The following is an 18,278-nucleotide window of genomic DNA, read 5'->3' on the forward strand; positions in this document are numbered from 1 at the left end:
GGGCTCCTGGTCAGGCGGTGGTGACGGTGGGCTGCTGCCCGTCCGGGTGGGCCTCCTCGCGGTGGAGGCCGAGCGCGTGCATCACCGGGAAGTCGTTGAAGGAGAACAGGCAGGCGTCCTCGCCCCGGTCGAGGTTCTCGTGCTCGTGCCAGGCCCAGGACGGGACGACGAAGATGTCGCCCTGCTGCCATGCGAAGCGCTGTCCGGCGATCACCGAGGCGCCGCGCCCCTTGGCCGCGGTGTACACCACCGAGCCGGTGTGCCGGTGGGCGCGGGTGGCCTGGCCCGGGCGCAGCAGTTGCAGGTGGGCGGACATGGTCGGCATCACCGGGCCGCCGGTGACCGGGTTGGTGTACTCCATGATCACGCCGTCGTAGGGCGATCCCTCGGTGGCGCGGGCGAGCCGGCGCAGCGCGTGGTAGCTGGGCTCCCAGGGCCAGCCGAGCAGCGGGGAGTACGGCCGGCTCCACTTCTCGACGCCGTACGGCAGCAGGTTGCCGCCGTAGCTGAGCAGCGAGGAGCCGGTGACCGGCCCCGGTCGCTGGTACAGCTCCGGGTGGACCTCGTAGAAGTTGGCGTCGAGGGTGTTGACCAGCGGGATGTCCAGGCCGTCCTGCCAGATCACCGGGGCGTCGTCGGCCTCGTTGCCGTGTTCGTGCCAGGTGTTGTTCGGGGTGATCGCGAAGTCGCGCGGGCCGACCTGCAGCTTCTGTCCGTCCACGACGGTCCAGGCGCCGGTGCCCTCGTGGACGAAGCGCAGCGCGGAGGCCTGGTGGCGGTGCGCCGTCATCGCCTCGCCGGGCCCCATGATCTGCAGGCCGGTGTACAACAGGCCGACGGCGGCGCTCAGTTCGCGGCGGCCGGGGTTCACCAGCATCACCACCCGGCGTCCGGCGTCGTCGGCCTTCACCAGCGGCAGCGCCTTGCGCACCAGCGGGCGGAGGTCGGCGTAGCGCCAGAGCACCGGGACGGACTTCGGCTGCGGGTACCAGGGCTCGATCTCGTTCGCGACCGTCCACAGGGCGCCCGCCTCGTGCTCGGCCAACTCCTTGTAGTAGGTCAGCAGTTCGGGACTGTCGGCGACCCGGGCCCGGCCGATCCGGTCGTCGTCGTGAGCGTTGTGGCCAGGGGGGCCCTCGGGGCTGGTCATGCCTCCTCCTCGGGGAGCGTCAGCGGCCGCAGCGGGCGGTTGTCCACGTGCAGCCGGAAGACGTCGAAGCGGTTGTAGTGCCCGACGATGTCGTGCATCTGCTTGGGCTGGATGCAGCGGCCGAGGTCGATCTCGGCGTAGACGACGCCCTCCTCGTCCACCAGCGGTTCGGTGACGGGGCGGCCGTCCGGACCGAAGATCCCGGACAGGGCACTGTGCGGTCGGGCGAGCTGCTTGCGGACCTGCGGGTCGTCGCCGGCGATCAGGTCCACCATCCCGGGCGAGAGGGTGGAACAGGAGACGACGGAGAACACCTTGCCCTCGAAGCAGTGCGCGGCGGTGCGCAGCGCGATCGAGTCCGCCATGTCGTAGTCCTCCGGGCCCACCGGCAGCGCGATGTAGCAGGCGGCGTGGACCAGTTCGCCCTGGGCCAGCAGGGTGAAGCGGGCCAGCGGGTTGGTGTTCTCGCCGCAGGCCAGCGCGCCGAGCGGGCCGACGGCGGTGGGGTGCACCGTGAGGGTGCTCCCGTCGCCCTGGCCCCAGGTCAGTCTCTCGGCCCAGGTCGGCATCAACTTGCGGTGGACGCTGAGGAGTTCGCCGTCCGCGTCGATGATCAGCAGGGTGTTGTACAGCAGTCCGAGGCCGGGCCCGCCGCGTTCGTTGATCCCGATCACCAGCACCACGCCGGCCTGCCGGGCGGCGGCCCGCAGGGTGTCGACGTACGGGCCGGGGACGTCGACGGCGGCCCGGTACAGGCGCTCGAACCAGGGCGAGCCCTGCACCGGGTTCATCGTCCAGTTCCAGTACGGGTAGCCGGGCACGAAGACCTCGGGGAAGACCACCAGTTCGGCGCCGTGCCCGGCCGCCTCGTGGATCAGCGCGACGGCCTTGTCGACGGTGGCGGCCGGGTCCAGGTAGACCGGGGCGGCCTGGACGGCGGCGGCGGTGAAGCGGGGCAGGTGGGGCATGGCTCCTCGTCACTCCTCGGCGGTGTCGGAAGGAAGGGGCGGTGACCAGCGGCGGTGGACGGGCGCGGACGGCTCGCGCAGCAGGTGCAGGCGCGGGGCGACCCGGTCGGCGTTCGGGCCCGGCGGCCTGCGGCTGCCCGCCGTCCACGGCCCGGGCCAGCGGGCGCCCGGCCCGCTGTAGCCCCGCTCGGCGGCGGCGTGCAGGGTCCAGAGCGGGTCGTACAGCTGGGCGCGGCCGACCGCGACCAGGTCGGCCCGCCCGGCCAGCAGCACGGAGTCGGCGTCGTCGAACCCGGAGATCGCGCCGACCGCGATGGTCGGCAGACCGGTGGCGGCGCGGACCAGCTCGGCGAAGGGCGTCTGGTAGCCGCGCCCGTACGGCGGCCGCTGGTGCGCCACCACCTCGCCGGTGGAGACGTCCAGCGCGTCCGCCCCGGCCCCGGCGAGCGCGCGGCAGATCGCCACCGCCTCCTCCTCGGTGGTGCCGCCGGGCGCCCAGTCGCTCGCCGAGATCCGCACCAGCAGCGGGCGGCCGGCCGGCCAGACGGCCCGTACCGCCGTCAGCACCTCCAGCGGCAGCCGCAGCCGGTGGGCCAGCGGGCCGCCGTAGCGGTCGGTGCGGCGGTTGGTGAGCGGGGAGAGGAAGGAGGAGAGCAGGTGGCCATGGCCGAACTGGAGCTCCAGCACGTCGAAGCCGGCCCGGGCGGCCCGCTCGGCGGAGGCTGCGAAGTCCGCGGTGACGGCGGCCAGTTGGATGTCGTTCGCCTCGTGCGGAACGGGGCTGTCGGCGTCCCAGGGAAGGGCCGAGGGGGCGATCAGCGGCCAGCCTTCGGTGAGCGGGCGGCCGATGCCGTCCGGCCCGGGGGCGGTGGTCGCGCCCCGGCGGCCGGCGTGGGTCAGCTGGATGCCGAGCGGGGTGTCGCTCACCGCCCGGACGGCGCCGACGAGTTGGTGCCAGGCGGCCTCCTGGTGGTCGGTCCACAGGCCCGGGCAGCGGTCGGTGGCCCGGCCCTCGGGGCCGACCGCGGTCATCCCGGCGAGCACCAGCCCCGCGCCGCCGAGCGCGTGCCCGGTCAGCTGGGCCCGGTCGAAGCCGCTGGGCAGCGCGTCGGGGGAGGTGAAGGTGGCGAGCGGCGGCACCACGACGCGGTTGCGCAGTTCCAGTGCGCCCAGCTTCAGCGGCCGGAACATCGGCGGCACTCCGGGAGAGCCGCCGAAGGCGGTGTCCACGGCGTCCACGAAGGCGGGGTCGCGGGCCCGCAGATTGCCGTAGGTGACCCGCCGGCTGCGGGTGAGCAGGTTGAAGGCGAACCGGTCGGCGTCCTGCCCGGTCCGCCGCCCGATGGTCTCGAACCACTCCAGACTGGCCTGCGCGGCACGCTGGGTGGACTCCACCACCGGGCGCCGCTCGGCCTCGTAACCGGCCAACGCCTCGTCCAGGGTGGGCTGTTCGCTCAGTGCGGCGGCCAGGGCGAGGGCGTCCTCCAGGGCGAGCTTGGTGCCCGAGCCGATCGAGAAGTGCGCGGAGTGCGCGGCGTCGCCGAGCAGGACCACGTTGCGGTGGCGCCAGCTCGCGTTGCGCACCGTGGTGAAGCGGATCCAGCGGGAGGCGTTGGGGATCAGCCGGTGGCCGTCCAGGTGCCCGGCGAGCAGCTCCGCGCAGCGACGCACGCTCGCCAGATCGCTCTCGCCGCGCGCCGGTTCCCGTGCGGCGAGGGCCTCGAAGCCCGCACGGCGCCAGGCGTCCGCGGCCGCCTCGACGATGAAGGTCGAGCGGGTGGCGCTGTACGGGTAGGCGTGCACCTGGAGGACGCCGAAGTCGAACCTCTCGACGATGAAGGTGAAGGCCTCGAAGACCTTGTCCGTGGCGAGCCACATGTAGCGGCAGTGGCGCTCGTCCAGATCGGGGCGGAAGCTCTCCGGGAAGGCGGCCCGGGTGCCGGAGCGGATGCCGTCGGCGGCCACCACCAGGTCGTACTCGGCGGCCAGCCGGTCCACGGGCGGGGCGGGGGTCCGGTAGCGCACGTCCACCGCCAGCTCGGCGCAGCGCCGTTGCAGGACGGCGCGCAGCCGGTTGCGGTCCAGGGCGGCGAAGCCGTGGCCGCCGCTGGTGCGCACCTCGCCCGCGAAGCGGATGTCGATGTCGCTCCAGCGGGCGAACTCGGCGCTGATCGCGGCGAAGACGTGCGGGTCGGCGTGCGCGATGCCGTCCAGGGTCTCGTCGGAGAAGACCACGCCGAAGCCGAAATCGTCGTCCCGGCCGTCCCGTTCGAAGACGGTGAGCTCCCGGTCGGGCGCCAGCTGCTTGGCCAGGGCGGCGAAGTAGAGCCCGCCGGGGCCGCCGCCGATCACGGCGATCCGGGTACGGTCCCGTGCGGTGCTCATGCGGCCGCCTCGGGGGCGGTGATCGCCCCGGGACCGACAGTCGGCCCGGGGTCGACGGTCGCCCCGGCGCCGGCGGCCGTCCCGGGGCTCACGCGGCCACCTCCGGGCGCTGCGGCCCGGCCTCCGCCAGTGTGCGGCGGACCTGTGAGGGCCACGGCTCGGCGCCCCCGTCGTGCGGTGCGGAGTGCACCACCGACATCCGCCCCTTCGCGGCCAACCCGTGCGGGCCGTGCACCTCGAAGGCGTAGTGCAGCGAGGAGCCGCCGACCCGGACCACCCGCAGCTCGGTGCGGACCAGGTCGCCGAACCAGAGCCGTTCGCGGTAGTCGGCCTCGAAGTGCACCCGGGGGATCCGCCCGAACAGGTCGGCCAGTCCGAGCCGGCGCAGCAGGGCCGCCTCCGCCGCCTCGGCCCAGCGCTGCACGGCGGAGAAGTGGTAGTGCCCGGCGGCGTCGGTGTCGGACCACTCCACCCGGCGCTCGACGGTGACGCTGGCCGGGGTCGGTGCGGCCCGTCGGCGCAGCTCGGCGCGGTGCAGCTTGCCGGTCGCGGTGCGCGGCAGCCCGGGCACGAACTCGACCGCCCGCGGGTACTTGTACGGTGCGATGGCGCGCTTGACGTGCTCCTGGAGTCCGCGCGCCGTCTCCGGCCCCTCCGGGACGCCCGGGCGCAGCACCACGTACGCCTTGACCACCGTGCCGCGCCGCTCGTCCGGCGCGCCGACCACCGCGCAGTCGGCCACGTCGGGGTGGGTGGCGAGCGCCTGCTCGACCTCGGGCCCGGCGATGTTGTAGCCGGCCGAGACGATCATGTCGTCGTTGCGGGCCCGGAACCAGAAGTAGCCGTCGCCGTCCCGGACGTAGGTGTCGCCGGTGAGGTTCCAGCCGCCGCGGACGTAGTCCAGCTGGCGCTCGTCGTCCAGGTAGCGGCAGCCGGTCGGGCCCTTGACCGCCAGCATCCCGGGTTCGCCGTCCGGCACCGGACGGCCCTGCCCGTCCAGGACCGCGGCCCGGAATCCGGGGACGGGCCGGCCGGTGGAACCGGGCCGGATGTCCCCGCCGGCGGCCGAGGCGAACACGTGCAGCATTTCGGTGGCGCCGATGCCGTCGATCAACCGCTGTCCGGTGGCCTCGTGGAAGGCCCGCCAGACGGCGGCGGGCAGCGGCTCGCCCGCCGAGACGCAGTGCCGCACCCCGGAGAGCCGGTCCGCCAGCCCGGCGGCCAGGATGGCCCGGTAGGCGGTCGGCGCGGTGAACAGCACGCTCACCCGGTGCCGGCGCACCTGCTCGGCCAGCTGCTCCGGGGTGGCGTGCTCCAGCAGCAGGCCGGCGGCGCCCGCCCGCAGCGGGAAGACCAGCAGGCCGCCGAGGCCGAAGGTGAAGCCGAGCGGCGGGGTTCCGGCGAAGAGGTCCTCGGGGGTGGGGCGGAGCAGGTGGCGGGAGAAGGTGTCGGCGATGGCGAGCACGTCGCGGTGGAAGTGCAGGGTGGCCTTGGGGCGGCCGGTGGTGCCGGAGGTGAAGGCGATCAGCGCGACGTCGTCGGCGGCGGTCGGGACGGCCGGGAAATGGGCGGCCTTGGCGGCGCAGCGGGCGGTGAGGTCCTCGGGGCCGGGGCCGCCGTAGCCGAGGACGCGCAGTCCGGGGGTCCGTGCCCGGTGCAGCTCGTCCAGGAAGCGGTGGTCGCACAGGGCGAGGACGGGCCGGGCGATGCCGTGCAGTTCCGTCAGCTCGGCGGCGCGCAGCAGCGGCATGGTGGTGACGGCGACCCCGCCGGCCTTCAGCACGCCGAGCCAACAGGCCGCCAGCCAGGGGGTGTTGGGGCCGCGCAGCAGGACCCGGTTGCCGGTGGCGAGGCCGAGGTCCTCGGTCAGCAGACGGGCGATCCGGTCGGCGTGGTCGCGCAGTTCGCCGTAGGACCACCGTTCGGTGGGGGTGAGCAGGCACGGTCGGTCGGGGCCGAGGCGCTCGATGGTGTCGTCGAGCAGGGCGGCGGCGCAGTTCAGGCGATCGGGATAGGCCAACTCCGGGAGTTCGAAAAGGAGTTCGGGCCATTGCTCGGAGGGTGGGAGATGGTCTCGGCAGAACGTGTCCACGTGCGCGGAGGGTGAGAGCTCCATGGGCGGGCACCTCGTTGTGCGAGCGGGGAGTGAGGCCAGTATGGCGCGTCCGTGACGCCAGTCAAGGGAGCGATACATGCATTCGGGCGACGACCCGGCTCCCCGCCCGCTCCGGGCGCCGGGGGGCGCCGACCGTCAGCTCGTCGTCCCCCGGGCGGAGGCGTCGGGAGTGCGGCCCTCCTGGGCCTGGTGGGCGCGGTCGGCGAGCAGTCGGGCGAACACCGTCAGCCCGGGCGCGGTCAGGGCGGCGCCCGGCCCGTCGTCCCGCACCAGGAGCAGCACGCCGCCGACCTGGACCAGCGCCACCGCCGACGAGGAACCGACGGTCCGGGTGGCGCTCCGGTCGCCGATCCGCGGGATCGCCACCGCCGTCGACTCCACGCCGCCGGTGCGTTCGAGTGCGCTGCCGAAGGCCTTGGCGGCCGCCTCGGGGGAGGCGAAGGCGACCACGTCGAACTCCACGGTCTGCACCGACGCGGCGCCGAACGTCACGCTGGCCGAGGCGAGTTGCTGGTTGCAGGCGTCCGGCAGCAGGCACGGCACCGCGTCGGTCGGGCCCGTCCCCGACTCCGGCCCCCGCTGCACCCGCCACCCGCGCGGCATCGCCCCCTCGTCGGGCAGCACGCCCTGGACCAGCACCGGGTCGCCCAGCGGCTGCGCGGCGTGCGCCAGCCCGGGCCCGCCCGGCTTCAGCAGCGGGCGCGAGCCCAGGTGGACGCCGAGCGCGACCAGCGCGGCGATCAGCACCAGGACGAGCGCCGCCACGATCCCGGCGCTGCTCCGCCGGGCGGCGAGCGCCCGCGCGCGGGCGGCCGCGGGGCCGGTTCGCAGCTGAACGGTGCTCGGGCCCTTCGGCGGCGGTGCGGACGGCGGGCCGACCCGCAGCTGCACGGTGCCGGGCTCGCTCCGCAGTTGGACGGTCGGTGGATCGCCCGGCTTCCCGAGCGCGGTGGTGGCCAGGTACTGCGCGAACGCCGGGTCCGTGGCCAGCAGGTGCGCGACGGCGGCGGCCAGCAGCGCCCGCGCCTGCGCGTCCCCCGGGCTCGCCTGCGCCGCCGCGAGCGCCCCGGCGCCCTCCGGCACCATCCGCAGCCGCGCCCGCACGACATCGGCCACCGCCTGGTGCGGCCCGTCGCCCAGCAGTGCCGCCGCCACCGCATCCGGTGCCGGCCCCCGGCCGTCCCCCATGGCAACTCCCCCTGCCGCACGAGTGGTTGCCCCCACGATCCCGGACCGCCGGCCACTTCGTACCCACGCCGAACGGAACGGAGACGCAACTGCAACCCCACCCGGACGAACCGGGGCGGGCGGCGGTGTGCAGCAGTGGCGGCATCCGGGCCTTGTGCCCGCCGCCCGACCGGGCGCGCCGCCGAACCGACCGGCCGGGTGGCGGTCCGGGGGCCGTCAGCGCAGGTCGAAGACCAGGCGGGCGGAGACCTTGCCGCTCAGCACCTCGTCGAAGCAGGCGTTCACGTCGTCGAGGCGGCGGGTCTCGCGGATCACCCGGGTGCGGCCGAGGGCGTGCAGCCGGAAGACCTCGGCGAGGTCCTCGCGGGTGCCGACGATCGAGCCGATCACCTTGGTGCCGTTCAACACCGTCTCGAAGACGGGCAGTTCGAGCTTGCCGCCGGCCGGGAGGGCGACCAGGACGAGGGTGCCGCCGCGGCGCAGGGCTCCGTAGGCGGCCTGGAAGGAGGCGTTGCTGACGGCGAGGGCGATCGCGGCGTGGGCGCCGCCGAGGGCCTGGACCTCGGCGGCGACGTCCTGGGTGCGGGCGTCGAGGACGTGGTCGGCGCCGAGGTCGCGGGCCAGGGCGAGTTTGTCGTCGGTGACGTCGACGGCGATGGTCTCGGCGCCGAAGACCCGGGCGTACTGGAGCGCCAGGTGGCCGAGCCCGCCGATGCCGGAGACCAGCACCCGGGTGCCGGGCCCGGCCCCGGAGACCTTGAGCGCCTTGTAGGTGGTGACGCCCGCGCAGGACAGCGGCGCGGCGTCCAGCGGGTCGATGCCGTCGGGGACGGGGACGACGTAGTCGCCGTGCGCGAGCGCGTACTCGGCGTAGGCGCCGTCCACGGAGTAGCCGCTGTTGTGCTGCCGGAGGCAGAGGGTCTCCCAGCCGGAGACGCAGTGGTCGCAGCGCCCGCAGGCGTCCGCGAGCCAGGGGATGGCGACCCGCTCGCCCACCCGGACGTGCCGGACCAGGTCGCCGGCCGCCTCGACGATGCCGACGCCCTCGTGCCCGGGCACGAACGGCGGGCTGGGCTTGACCGGCCAGTCGCCGTGGGCGGCGTGGATGTCGGTGTGGCAGAGACCGGAGGCCTCGATCCGGACCCGGACCTGGTGCGCGGCCGGCTCGGGTACCGGGTGGTCCTCGACGACCAGCGGTGCGGTGAAATCGCGGACGACGGCGGCCTTCATGCGCTGCTCCTCGGACGTACGGCCGGGTACGGGGGTACTGCCGGCGGCTGCGCGGGGGCGCAGCCGCCACCAGCTTCACCCGATGGGGTGATCTTCGCCGGTCGAACTAGGCCGAACGAGTGATCATCCGTCCGCGTATCCGCGCAGGTCAGCGCACCGGCATCGACATGTACACCGCCCGTCGCCCATAGCAGGCGGGCACCGGCACCTCCCGGTGCGCCCGGTAGCCGAGCAGCCGCAGCAGGATGTCCGCCCCGCGCACCGCGACCATCGAGATCCGCTCGTAGCCCTGCCCGCTCGCGTGCTCCCGGAAGTGCCGGATGAAGCCCAGCGCGACGTCCCGTCCGCGCAGGTCCTCGGCGATCACCAGGTCGTGCACGTGCAGGTTGGTCGAGCGGAAGGCCTGCTCCTCCGGGCGGCTGAGGTCCGGGCAGCGCAGCGGCGGGTAGGGCAGGCTCAGCAGGTAGCCGCGCACCACGCCGTGCTGCTCCAGCACGAAGCAGGTGCCGGGCGAGCTGCGGGCGCGCGACTGGAGCGCCTCCCGGCCCTCGGACAGGTCGTCGGCCGCGTAGGCGTCGTGCTCCAGCGCGACCACGGCGTCCCAGTCGTCGTCGGCCAGCTGCCGGATCCGGAGGTCCTCGCTCACCGAGCCGGCGCCTCCGTGCCGGCGTCCGTGCCGTCCGTGCCGGCGTCCGTGCCGTCCGTGCCGGCGTCGAGCCCCTCCGCGCGGGCGGCGGCCACCATCGGCGCCCAGGCCTCCACCAGCACCGCCCACCGCTCGGCGTCCTGCCGGGCCTCGTCCAGGAGCTGCTGCCGCTGCCCGGCCACCACGTCCGCGAGCTCGGCGTACTTGCCGCCCAGCTTGCGGTAGGAGCGGTCCAGGACGTCCAGGCAGTGCACGTTCCCGGCCGGGTCCCAGTCGACGCTGCCCCGCACCAGGTCGAGGATCGGCTCGACCTTCAGTCCGTGCCGCTCGTCCAGCAGCCCGCGGCCGAGGTCGATCATCCCGCCGTAGACCGGGTACAGGTACAGCATCGAGAGCAGGAACTTGACGAACCGCATCTGGTAGGAGACGAAGCCGGTGCCGGTGCGGCGCTCGGGCGTGTAGTAGTTGACGATGTGGCGGTTGTGGACGACGCCGGGCAGCCGGGAGTGGACCATGGCGTGCAGCAGGGCGTAGTCGCTGCCGATGGTCTCGATCGAGGGCAGCAGCGGCAGCACCTCGTAGGCCCGGTGGTCCAGGGCGATGTTGCACATGTAGACGTCCCAGATGTCGGGCACGCCGAGGACGGATTCGTCGGTGCTGAACGGCTCGGAGCCGGCGCCCTTGAAGGAGACGTCCACCATCGCGTCCCTCTCCTCCTCCGACCACACCGGTGGGGTCCACAGGCGCACCACGTCGCGGTAGACGGCCGGGTCCATCTCGTGGATCTCGCTGATGTCCACGTTGAGTTCGCCGATGAAGGAGCCGCTGACCAGCATCACCGGCTTGTCCGCGTCGGCCGGGTCGAGCTCGGAGCGGGACACGCCGGCCACCGCCTCGCCGGCCGGGCGGCCGATCGAGAGCAGCTCGTGGTGGATCGGGAAGACCTTCCGGCCGTCGACGACCTGGAAGTCGGCGTCGTCGTTGCGCAGGTGCGCCGAGGTGCAGCCCAGGGCGGCCGCGCCGAGGAAGAGCCGGTTGACGCAGGAACCGTACGCGACGGCCCGCGGGAGCATCAGGTCGAGCAGCAGTTCGGGGTCGGCGGCGCCGGAGCGCTCGGACACCCGGCGCAGGAACTCCCGCTGCCCCGCCTCGCCCAGGTGGTGGACGGCCACGCCGGGGGTCGGCTCCAGCGCGGCCACGGCGCCCGCGTTCTCCGCGAACCCGACGGCGTCGGTGGTGTCGAGGACGAGGAGGTGCACCTCGACCCCGAAGGTCGCGACGGCGTAGGCCGCCTCCTCGGCGAGTTCCGCGATGGTGTCGGGGCAGGGCCGCATGGTGGGCAGGGCGAGACAGACTCTTTGCATGGTGCGGATTTCTCCATCGGATCGTCAGATTCGGTTCCACGGAGGCCAGTTGGGCGCACAGGGAGGACCCGGACGCGGGCTGGTGCCGGTCCGCCGGACTACCGTGGACTAGACCACTTTTGATGTCAACGATTGACAGCGGCGCCCCGACGGGGTGCAATACGCCCCCTCCCGCGCGATCCACCGCCCCCGCACGGGCGCCGGAATCGCACGCGGGGGCGAACGCCCCCTGCAGAGTCGAACGTCCGGGCGGGTGCGGGGGGTTCATCGCCGGGCATTTGCGCCGTCGGGGTCAATCCGCGAGCCGTACCTGCCGATACCGGAAGTGATGCCCTTACGCCGTTCGGAGGAGCCCGCAATGCCCGAACCGTGGCTGCCCGGTGCCGAGATCCACGACCTCGGCGACCACGCGCCGACCGATCAGCAGTACCCGCCGAAGGCCATCGCCCACATCACCTGGGACCGCAACGCGACCGCCGCCGCACCGCAGGACTGGTGCCCCTACGAGGACCTGGTCGGCTACTTCACCGGCAGCGGCGCCGGCAGCGCGCCGCACCTGGTCTGGGACCCGTTCAGCGGCCGCACGGCGCAGCTGTTCCCGGCCGACTCCCGCTCGAAGAGCCTGCTCAGCCCCGCCGAGAGCCCGACCCGCACCAACCGGGCCGGGCGGGTGGTGATCCAGATCGAGGCGGTCTTCTTCCCCTACTGCCGCTACCAGGGCGGCGTCTACCCGCGGCTGGTCGACACCCCGTGCGCGGGCTGGGACCGCATCCACGCCTGGATCACCTCCTGGGGCGTGCCCGACATCTGGCCGATGGGCCGGCCCACCGACTTCTCCGGCCACCGCGACGAGCGGACCTGGGAGGCCTTCGGCGGCTGGTACGCGCACGCCCACGTGCCCTACAACGACCACACCGACCCGGGCTCCTGGCCCGACTTCACGGCCGGGCCCGGCTCCCCGGACATCCCGCCCTCCCAGCAGCACCCGGTGCCCCCCGCCGCGCCCGCCCGCTACCAGGTCAGCATCAACGGCCTGGCGTACGGCTACGGGGCCCAGGGCTACCAGGTGACGGCCGTCGGGCGGGCGCTGGTCGCGCACGGCTTCGGCGACCACTACCGCTCCGGCCCCGGCCCGAACTGGACGGACGCGGACACCGAGAACTACGCGGACTACCAGGGGAGTCTGGGCTACTCCGGGCAGGCGGCGGACGGAGTCCCGGGCGCGGGCTCGCTGCGCCGGCTGCTCGGCTACCTGCCCGGGCAGCGGACGGTCTCGGTGGCCCACGTGATCGAGGCGGCCCGGACCGACCCGGGGGCCGAGCAGGGGCACCTGACCTACCCGGCCGAGGCGGCCATCGTGGAGCAGGCGCTCGTGGACGAGGGACTGCTCGACCAGCGCTGGGTGGACGGCTCGTTCGGCAGCCGGACGGTCTCCGCGTACGCGGCCTGGCAGCGGAGCTGCGGGTACGAGGCGGGGGCGGCGGACGGGATCCCCGGCCCGGCCTCGCTGCAGCGGCTGGGCGCGGCGCAGGGGTTCGCGGTGACCGACTGAGGGGCGGTGCTGCTCCCGGGGGAGGCGTGGCCGGTGCTGCGCCGAGGCTGTGTACTCGCTCGGGAGTAGGCGAGGTTACTTCCACCGTCAGATGCCGGATGAGGCAGGGGCGGGAGAGCCTGGGGCCGTCCTGGTGACCCCGACTCGAAGGAGGTACCCGTGCGCTCGCCCACCGGCGCCGTCGCGGCGTCCGAACCGACGCCACGGCGGGTGGCGACACCCGTGTCCGGGGGCCGCCGCCTGCCGCCGGCGGTGCGCAGACCGCTGGTCGTCCTGCACGTCGTCGCCTCGGTGAGCTGGCTGGCCTTGATGCTCTGCCTGCTCACCCTGGCGGTGACGGCCCTGACGACCGGGGACGCCGACCGGCTGCGCACCGCCTACCGGGCGATGGGCCTGCTCGGTGACGCGCTGATCCTGCCGCTGAGCCTGCTCACCTTCCTGAGCGGGGTGGCGCTCGGGCTCGGCACGTCCTGGGGGCTGTTCCGGTACTACTGGGTGAGTACCAAGTTCTGGCTGACACTCGGGGCGATGACGGCCTCCGTCCTCGCCCTCACCGACCGGCTGCACGACGCGGTGCGGGTGGTGGACGCGCATCCGATCGGCCCGATCACGGTGGCGGACCTCGGCTTCGTCCGCTACAACACGGTGATCGTTCCGGCGGTGGCGCTGACGCTCTACCTGTTCAACGTGATCCTGTCGGTGTACAAGCCCTGGGGCCGCCGCAAGGCCCACGCCAAAGTCACCGCCCCGGCCCAGGTCACCGCCCCGGCCCAGGTCACAGCCCCGGCACCGGCCCCGGTCAGGGCCCCGGTCAGGGCCGAGGCTGCGGACGAGGCCACGGACACCCGTCCGGGCCGAATACCCGGAGCGGGCGACTGACCGACGGGCCGTCGGCCGCGGCCCGGTCGCTCGGGGAATGCCCGTGCGGGGCGCAGGCGTTGTCCAACGACGTGACCACTGCCGCGCCCACGACCAGGCTCTCCGTGCTCGACCGCTCCCGGACCCGACAGGGCGAGGAACCGGCCCAGGCACTGCGGAGCACGGTGGCCTTCGCCCGTGAGGTGGAGCGGCTCGGCTACCACCGGTTCTGGGTCTCCGAGCATCACGGCGTGCCGGGGGTGGCCGGGTCGGCGCCCACCGTGCTCGCTGCGGCGGTGGCGGCCGCCACCACGCGCATCAGGGTCGGTACCGGCGGGGTGATGCTGCCCAACCACCAGCCGCTGGTGGTGGCCGAGCAGTTCGGGGTGCTGGCCGCACTGTTCCCGGGGCGGATCGACATGGGGCTCGGGCGCTCGGTGGGTTTCACCGACGGTGTCCGGCGGGCGCTGGGGCGGGAGAAGGACGCCGCGGACGCGTTCGGTGCCCAGCTGGCCGAACTGCTCGGCTACTTCGACGGCTCGCAGCCGGCGAACCGCGGGGTCCACGCCCGGCCGGCCGAAGGCCTGCACGTCCCGGCCTTCGTCCTGGCCACCGGCACGGGCGCCGACCTGGCCGCCGACGCGGGACTGCCGCTGGTGATCGCCGCCCCGCGCGGAGTGGACCGGATGCTGGAGGCGATCGACCGCTACCGCGCCCGCTTCCGTCCTTCCGCGCAGGCCGCCGAGCCGTACGTGGTGGTCTCGGGGACGGTGGCCGTCGCCGACACGGCCGAGCGGGCGTGCGAGCTGCTCGTCCCGGAGGCCTGGTCCGGCGCGTACTCCCGCACCCACGGCGAGTTCCCGCCGCTGACCTCCGCCGCCGAGATCCGGGCCCGGGCGATGACCGCCCGGGAGCGGGCCGCGTTCGAGCAGTCGCTCAAGGGCCACATCGCGGGCACCCCGGAGCAGGCCGCCGCCGAGCTGGCGAAGCTGGTCGAGTGCAGCGGGGCGGACGAGTTCCTGGTCACCACCAGCACCTACGACCGCACCGCGCTGCTCGACTCCTACCGGCTCCTCGCCGAGGCCGTCGGCCAGATCTGACCAGGCGACGGCCGGGGCGGGCCGGGCCGGGTCGGTCCGGGCCGGGGTGGAGCCGGTTCGTCACCCGGTCGTCACCGGGCCCCGCCGCCCGCCGCCCGCCGCCCGTCGCCCGCCCGCCCGCCCGCCCGCCCCCGGCCCGTCGCCCGCGGCTCAGCCCGCGTCGACCTCGGTCGTCCCGAGCCGCGCGTACACCTCCGGCCGCCGGGCCCGCAGCCGCAGGGCGATCCCGACGCCGATCAGGAAGACCACCGGCACGATCGCGACCAGCGGCCAGTTGACCTCCGGGCCGGCGCCGGTGAAGAGGTCGAGCCGCCACACCACCAGCGCCGTGGCCCCGCACAGCAGCACGGTGGCGGCGAGCGGTGCCACGACCGTACGGAACACCCCGGCGCTCGCGGCGGCCGCCCGGTTGCGGCGGAAGAAGGCGAACACGGCGAGGCCGGCCAGCGCCTGGAGCACCAGGATGCCCACCACCCCGGGGGAGTTCACCCAGAGGAAGAACTGGTTGTACGGATCCGCCCCGATCAGCGCCGCCACCCCGACGGCCACCGCCGCCAGCACCGACTGCGCGATGCCGCCGATCCACGGCGAACCGTGGCGCGGGTGGATCCGGCCGAGGGCGGCCGGGGCGGCCCGCTCGTTGGCCAGCGCGTAGCCGTACCGGGTGATGGTGTTGTGGAAGGCGAGCAGTGCCGCGAGCAGGCTGGTGACGATCAGCACCCGCTGCACCTCCGTCGCCCAGCCGCCGACGTAGTCGGTCATCGCGGTGAAGAACATCCCGGCCGGGTCGGCGGTGGCGGCGGCGACGGCCTCCGTGTCGCCGAAGGCCTGCACGATCATCCAGGTGACGAAGGTGTAGAAGAGGCCGAGGAAGGCGATCGCGGCATAGGTCGCTCGCGGCACGGTCCGGTGCGGCCGCCGGGCCTCCTCACGGTAGATCGCGGTGGCCTCGAAGCCGATGAACGCGGCGAAGGAGAGTCCGAGCACGCCGCCCATCCCCCCGGAGAACACGTGCTCGGGGGCGAACGAGGACAGGCTCAGCCCGTGCGCCCCGCCCTTGACCAGCACCGCCACCGCGAGCACCAGCAGGATGCCGGTCTCGGCGATCAGCAGTGCCCCGAGCACCTTGGCCCCGAGGTCTATCGAGCGGAAGCCGAGGAACCAGACCACCGCGACCCCGAACAGCGCCCAGACCGGCCAGGGCAGGTCCAGCCCGAGCAGGTCGGCGGCGGTGGTGCGGGCGAAGAACCCGAAGGCGCCGAACATCCCGATCTGGATGGCGTTGTACGAGAGCACCGCGAGCAGCGCCGCACCCAGCCCGGCCGCCCGGCCGAGGCCGCGGGTGACGTACGCGTAGAAGGCGCCGGCGTTGCGGATGTGCGCGGTCATGGCGGTGAACCCGACCGCGAAGAGCGCCAGCACCACGCCGGTGGCCAGGTAGGCGACCGGCGTGCCGATGCCGCCGAAGGAGATCGCGAACGGTGCCACGCCGGCCATGACGGTCAGCGGCGCGGCGGCGGCCACGACGAAGAAGACGATGTCGCCGGTACCGAGCACCCCGCGTCCCAGGCCGCCGGAGCCGCCGGAGCCGCCGGGGGAGCCCAGGGAGCCGGGGGAGGCGGACGTGGAGGTGGCGGAGCCGGAAGCGGAGCCGGAGCCGGGGGGACGGAGCGCGGAGGAGGAGGCCGCGTCGGAGGGCGGGTTCATGGGGGAGCTCTCCTGAGGTCGGGCGAACGAGGAAGCGACGGTCGGCGGCGGACACGCGCCGGCCGCCGACCGGGGAACGAGGCACGGCCGCCGTGGGGGACGGCCGGAACCGGTCGGGAAGTCCGTCGGGGCGGCTGGGGTTTGCCGGGGGAGCGGGGCGCCTCAGCGGGTCGAGCGGTCGGCGCCACCGGGCGGGCCGCCGTGGGTGCGCCGCCCGCCGAGCCAGGTGCCCGCCACCCCGATCGAGGCCAGCTCACCGGCCGGCACCGCGTAGGGATCGGTGGCCAGGTGCACCAGGTCGGCCCGCATGCCCGGCCGCAGCACGCCCCACTCGGCCTCCTCGAAGGCCTGGTGCGCCACGCCCGCCGAGTACGCCGCCAGCGCCTCGGTGAGTCCGATCCGCTCCTCGGGCAGCCAGCCGCCGTCCGGCAGGCCGTCCGGGGTCTGCCGGGTGACGGCGGTGGCCAGCCCGGCCAGCGGCTCGTAGCGGGTGACCGGCCAGTCGCTGCCGAAGGACACCCGGGCGCCGCCGCGCAGCAGGGCGGCGATCCGGTACTGCCGGGAGCCGCGCTCCGGGCCGATGCGGGGCAGGGTGAGCTCGGTCATCAGCGGGTCGGTCTGTGCCCAGAGCGGCTCGAAGTTGGCGATCACGCCGAGCTCGGCGAAGCGCGGCAGGTCGTCGGGGTGGACCAGCTGCACGTGGGCGATCACCGGACGGCGGGCGCGCGGCCCGTTGCGGCGGGCGGCGGCCTCGACGGCGTCCAGCGCGATCCGTACGCCGAGGTCGCCGATCGCGTGGATGTGCGGCTGGAAGCCCAGCGCGTCCACGGCGGTGACGGCCTCCGCCAGTTCGGCGCCGGTCCAGTTGGCGACGCCGTGGGAGTGCGGGCAGTCGCTGTACGGCTCCAGCAGCGCGGCCGTCCCGGACTCGATGACGCCGTCGGCGAAGAACTTGACCGCCCGCGCGGTGAGCCGCCCGTGCCCGGCGGCCTCGACCCGGTCGCGGTCGGTGGCCAGCCGGGGGAGCCGCTCGCGCCAGCCGTCCGGTTCGAGCAGCAGGGCGAGCCCGGCCCGGACCGGCAGGCCCTCCTCGGCGACGGCCGCCAGCCAGGTGTCCACCTGCGCTGGCTCGACCCAGGCGTCCTGGAGCCAGGTGATCCCGGCGGCCGCCAGCGCGGCGGTGCTCTCCCGCAGTGCGGCGACCTGCTCGGCCAACGGCGGCGGCGGGACGAGCGCGAGGACGGGGTTGAGCGCACCGAACTCGCGCAGGGTGCCCAGCGGGCTGCCGTCCGGCCGGCGGACGATCTCGCCGCCGACCGGCTCGGGGGTGTCCGGCCCGTACCCGGCCCGGCGCAGCGCCTCGCTGTTGGCCCAGCCGGTGTGGTGGTCCATGGTGCGCAGCAGCACCGGGCGGTCGGGGACGGCGGCGTCGAGCAGTCGGGCGTCGAACAGTCCGCCCTCGGCCAGCCACGGGTCGACGGCGTCGCCGGTGATCCACTCGGCCTCGGGGTGGCGCCGCGCCCAGTCGCGAACGGCCGCCACGACCTGCTCCAGGCTGGTGCAGTCGCGGACCGGCGCGCCGCGCAGGCCGATGCCGCCGAGCAGCGGGTGGACGTGTCCGTCGCCGAAGGAGGGCAGCAGGGCGCCGCCGTCGAGGTCGACGGTCTCGGTGCCTTCGTCGCGCAGGGCGAGGGCGGCGTCGCCGAGGGCGGCGATCCGCCCCGCGCCGACGGCGAGGGCGTGGGTGCGGGGGAGGGCGGGGTCTCCGGTGTGGATCCGGCCGCCGGTGAAGATCGTTTCGGCACGCATGCGGGGGTGTGCGTCCTCTCCGGGGCAGGGCGGGCCGACGGGTGCGCGGCCTGCCCAACCGAATGGGGTTCGGTTACCGTAGGCGCGGCACCGGCGGGTGCGGAAGAGTTTTACTGAAAGCCGTTCAGTAACGCTTGGATAACGACGATCTTGGTCTGCCGGTGCCGACGGGCCGCTCGGCGACCCCGAAGGTGAGGAACCGGGC

Annotated in this window: 13 protein-coding genes and 1 pseudogene; 3 read left to right on the plus strand and 11 right to left on the minus strand. The window is 74.6% G+C overall.

Annotated elements, in window-relative coordinates:
• Positions 1 to 10: 10 nt before the first annotated feature.
• The 9 genes and pseudogenes from ACZ6EM_RS22365 to ACZ6EM_RS22405 form a co-directional block, all read right to left on the minus strand.
• Entirely contained in the window at positions 11 to 1,150 is a 1,140-nt protein-coding gene (locus ACZ6EM_RS22365; protein ID WP_465773076.1) for a cupin domain-containing protein, read from the minus strand.
• Entirely contained in the window at positions 1,147 to 2,118 is a 972-nt protein-coding gene (locus ACZ6EM_RS22370) for a carbon-nitrogen hydrolase family protein (protein WP_401051766.1), read from the minus strand. The genes ACZ6EM_RS22365 and ACZ6EM_RS22370 overlap by 4 nt, the downstream gene beginning before the upstream one ends.
• A gap of 9 nt (positions 2,119 to 2,127) precedes the next feature.
• Positions 2,128 to 4,503, minus strand: a complete 2,376-nt coding sequence (locus tag ACZ6EM_RS22375; protein ID WP_465773077.1) for an oxidoreductase — start codon at positions 4,501 to 4,503, stop codon at positions 2,128 to 2,130.
• A gap of 88 nt (positions 4,504 to 4,591) precedes the next feature.
• Positions 4,592 to 4,975, minus strand: a complete 384-nt coding sequence (locus tag ACZ6EM_RS22380; protein ID WP_401051770.1) for an acyl-CoA thioesterase — start codon at positions 4,973 to 4,975, stop codon at positions 4,592 to 4,594.
• A gap of 33 nt (positions 4,976 to 5,008) precedes the next feature.
• Positions 5,009 to 6,619 (minus strand): annotated as a pseudogene (locus tag ACZ6EM_RS22385) (AMP-binding protein); the annotation flags it as partial.
• 135 nt (positions 6,620 to 6,754) lie between these two features.
• Positions 6,755 to 7,807, minus strand: coding sequence for a hypothetical protein (locus tag ACZ6EM_RS22390; RefSeq protein ID WP_465773078.1), 1,053 nt, complete (start codon positions 7,805 to 7,807; stop codon positions 6,755 to 6,757).
• 216 nt (positions 7,808 to 8,023) lie between these two features.
• Entirely contained in the window at positions 8,024 to 9,037 is a 1,014-nt protein-coding gene (gene adhP, locus ACZ6EM_RS22395; RefSeq protein WP_452178109.1) for an alcohol dehydrogenase AdhP, read from the minus strand.
• A gap of 148 nt (positions 9,038 to 9,185) precedes the next feature.
• Positions 9,186 to 9,683: a GNAT family N-acetyltransferase gene (locus tag ACZ6EM_RS22400; RefSeq protein WP_401055489.1), complete on the minus strand. Its 498-nt coding sequence runs from the start codon at positions 9,681 to 9,683 to the stop codon at positions 9,186 to 9,188.
• Positions 9,680 to 11,047 carry a DUF6271 family protein gene (locus tag ACZ6EM_RS22405; RefSeq protein ID WP_465773080.1) on the minus strand — a complete coding sequence of 456 codons (1,368 nt, stop codon included), beginning with the start codon at positions 11,045 to 11,047 and terminating at the stop codon, positions 9,680 to 9,682. Before ACZ6EM_RS22405 ends, ACZ6EM_RS22400 begins: the two co-directional genes overlap by 4 nt.
• A gap of 358 nt (positions 11,048 to 11,405) precedes the next feature.
• Here ACZ6EM_RS22405 and ACZ6EM_RS22410 point away from each other — a divergent pair, with 358 nt between their 5' ends.
• The 3 genes from ACZ6EM_RS22410 (at position 11,406) to ACZ6EM_RS22420 (ending at position 14,557) form a co-directional block, all read left to right on the plus strand.
• Entirely contained in the window at positions 11,406 to 12,599 is a 1,194-nt protein-coding gene (locus ACZ6EM_RS22410) for a peptidoglycan-binding protein (RefSeq protein ID WP_452178110.1), read from the plus strand.
• Positions 12,600 to 12,758: 159 nt separating this feature from the next.
• Positions 12,759 to 13,478 (plus strand): DUF2269 domain-containing protein, encoded by a 720-nt coding sequence (locus ACZ6EM_RS22415; RefSeq protein ID WP_465773081.1) that lies wholly within the window; start codon positions 12,759 to 12,761, stop codon positions 13,476 to 13,478.
• 71 nt (positions 13,479 to 13,549) lie between these two features.
• Positions 13,550 to 14,557: an LLM class flavin-dependent oxidoreductase gene (locus ACZ6EM_RS22420; RefSeq protein ID WP_359898257.1), complete on the plus strand. Its 1,008-nt coding sequence runs from the start codon at positions 13,550 to 13,552 to the stop codon at positions 14,555 to 14,557.
• A 150-nt stretch (positions 14,558 to 14,707) separates the two neighbouring features.
• Here ACZ6EM_RS22420 and ACZ6EM_RS22425 read toward each other — a convergent pair whose 3' ends face one another.
• On the minus strand, positions 14,708 to 16,264 hold the full coding sequence (locus ACZ6EM_RS22425) for an APC family permease (RefSeq protein WP_465773082.1): 1,557 nt from the start codon (positions 16,262 to 16,264) through the stop codon (positions 14,708 to 14,710).
• 162 nt (positions 16,265 to 16,426) lie between these two features.
• Positions 16,427 to 18,073 carry an amidohydrolase gene (locus ACZ6EM_RS22430; protein ID WP_452178113.1) on the minus strand — a complete coding sequence of 549 codons (1,647 nt, stop codon included), beginning with the start codon at positions 18,071 to 18,073 and terminating at the stop codon, positions 16,427 to 16,429.
• Between the last annotated feature and the right edge of the window lie 205 nt (positions 18,074 to 18,278).

This window comes from Kitasatospora sp. NPDC041917, from assembly GCF_055589745.1.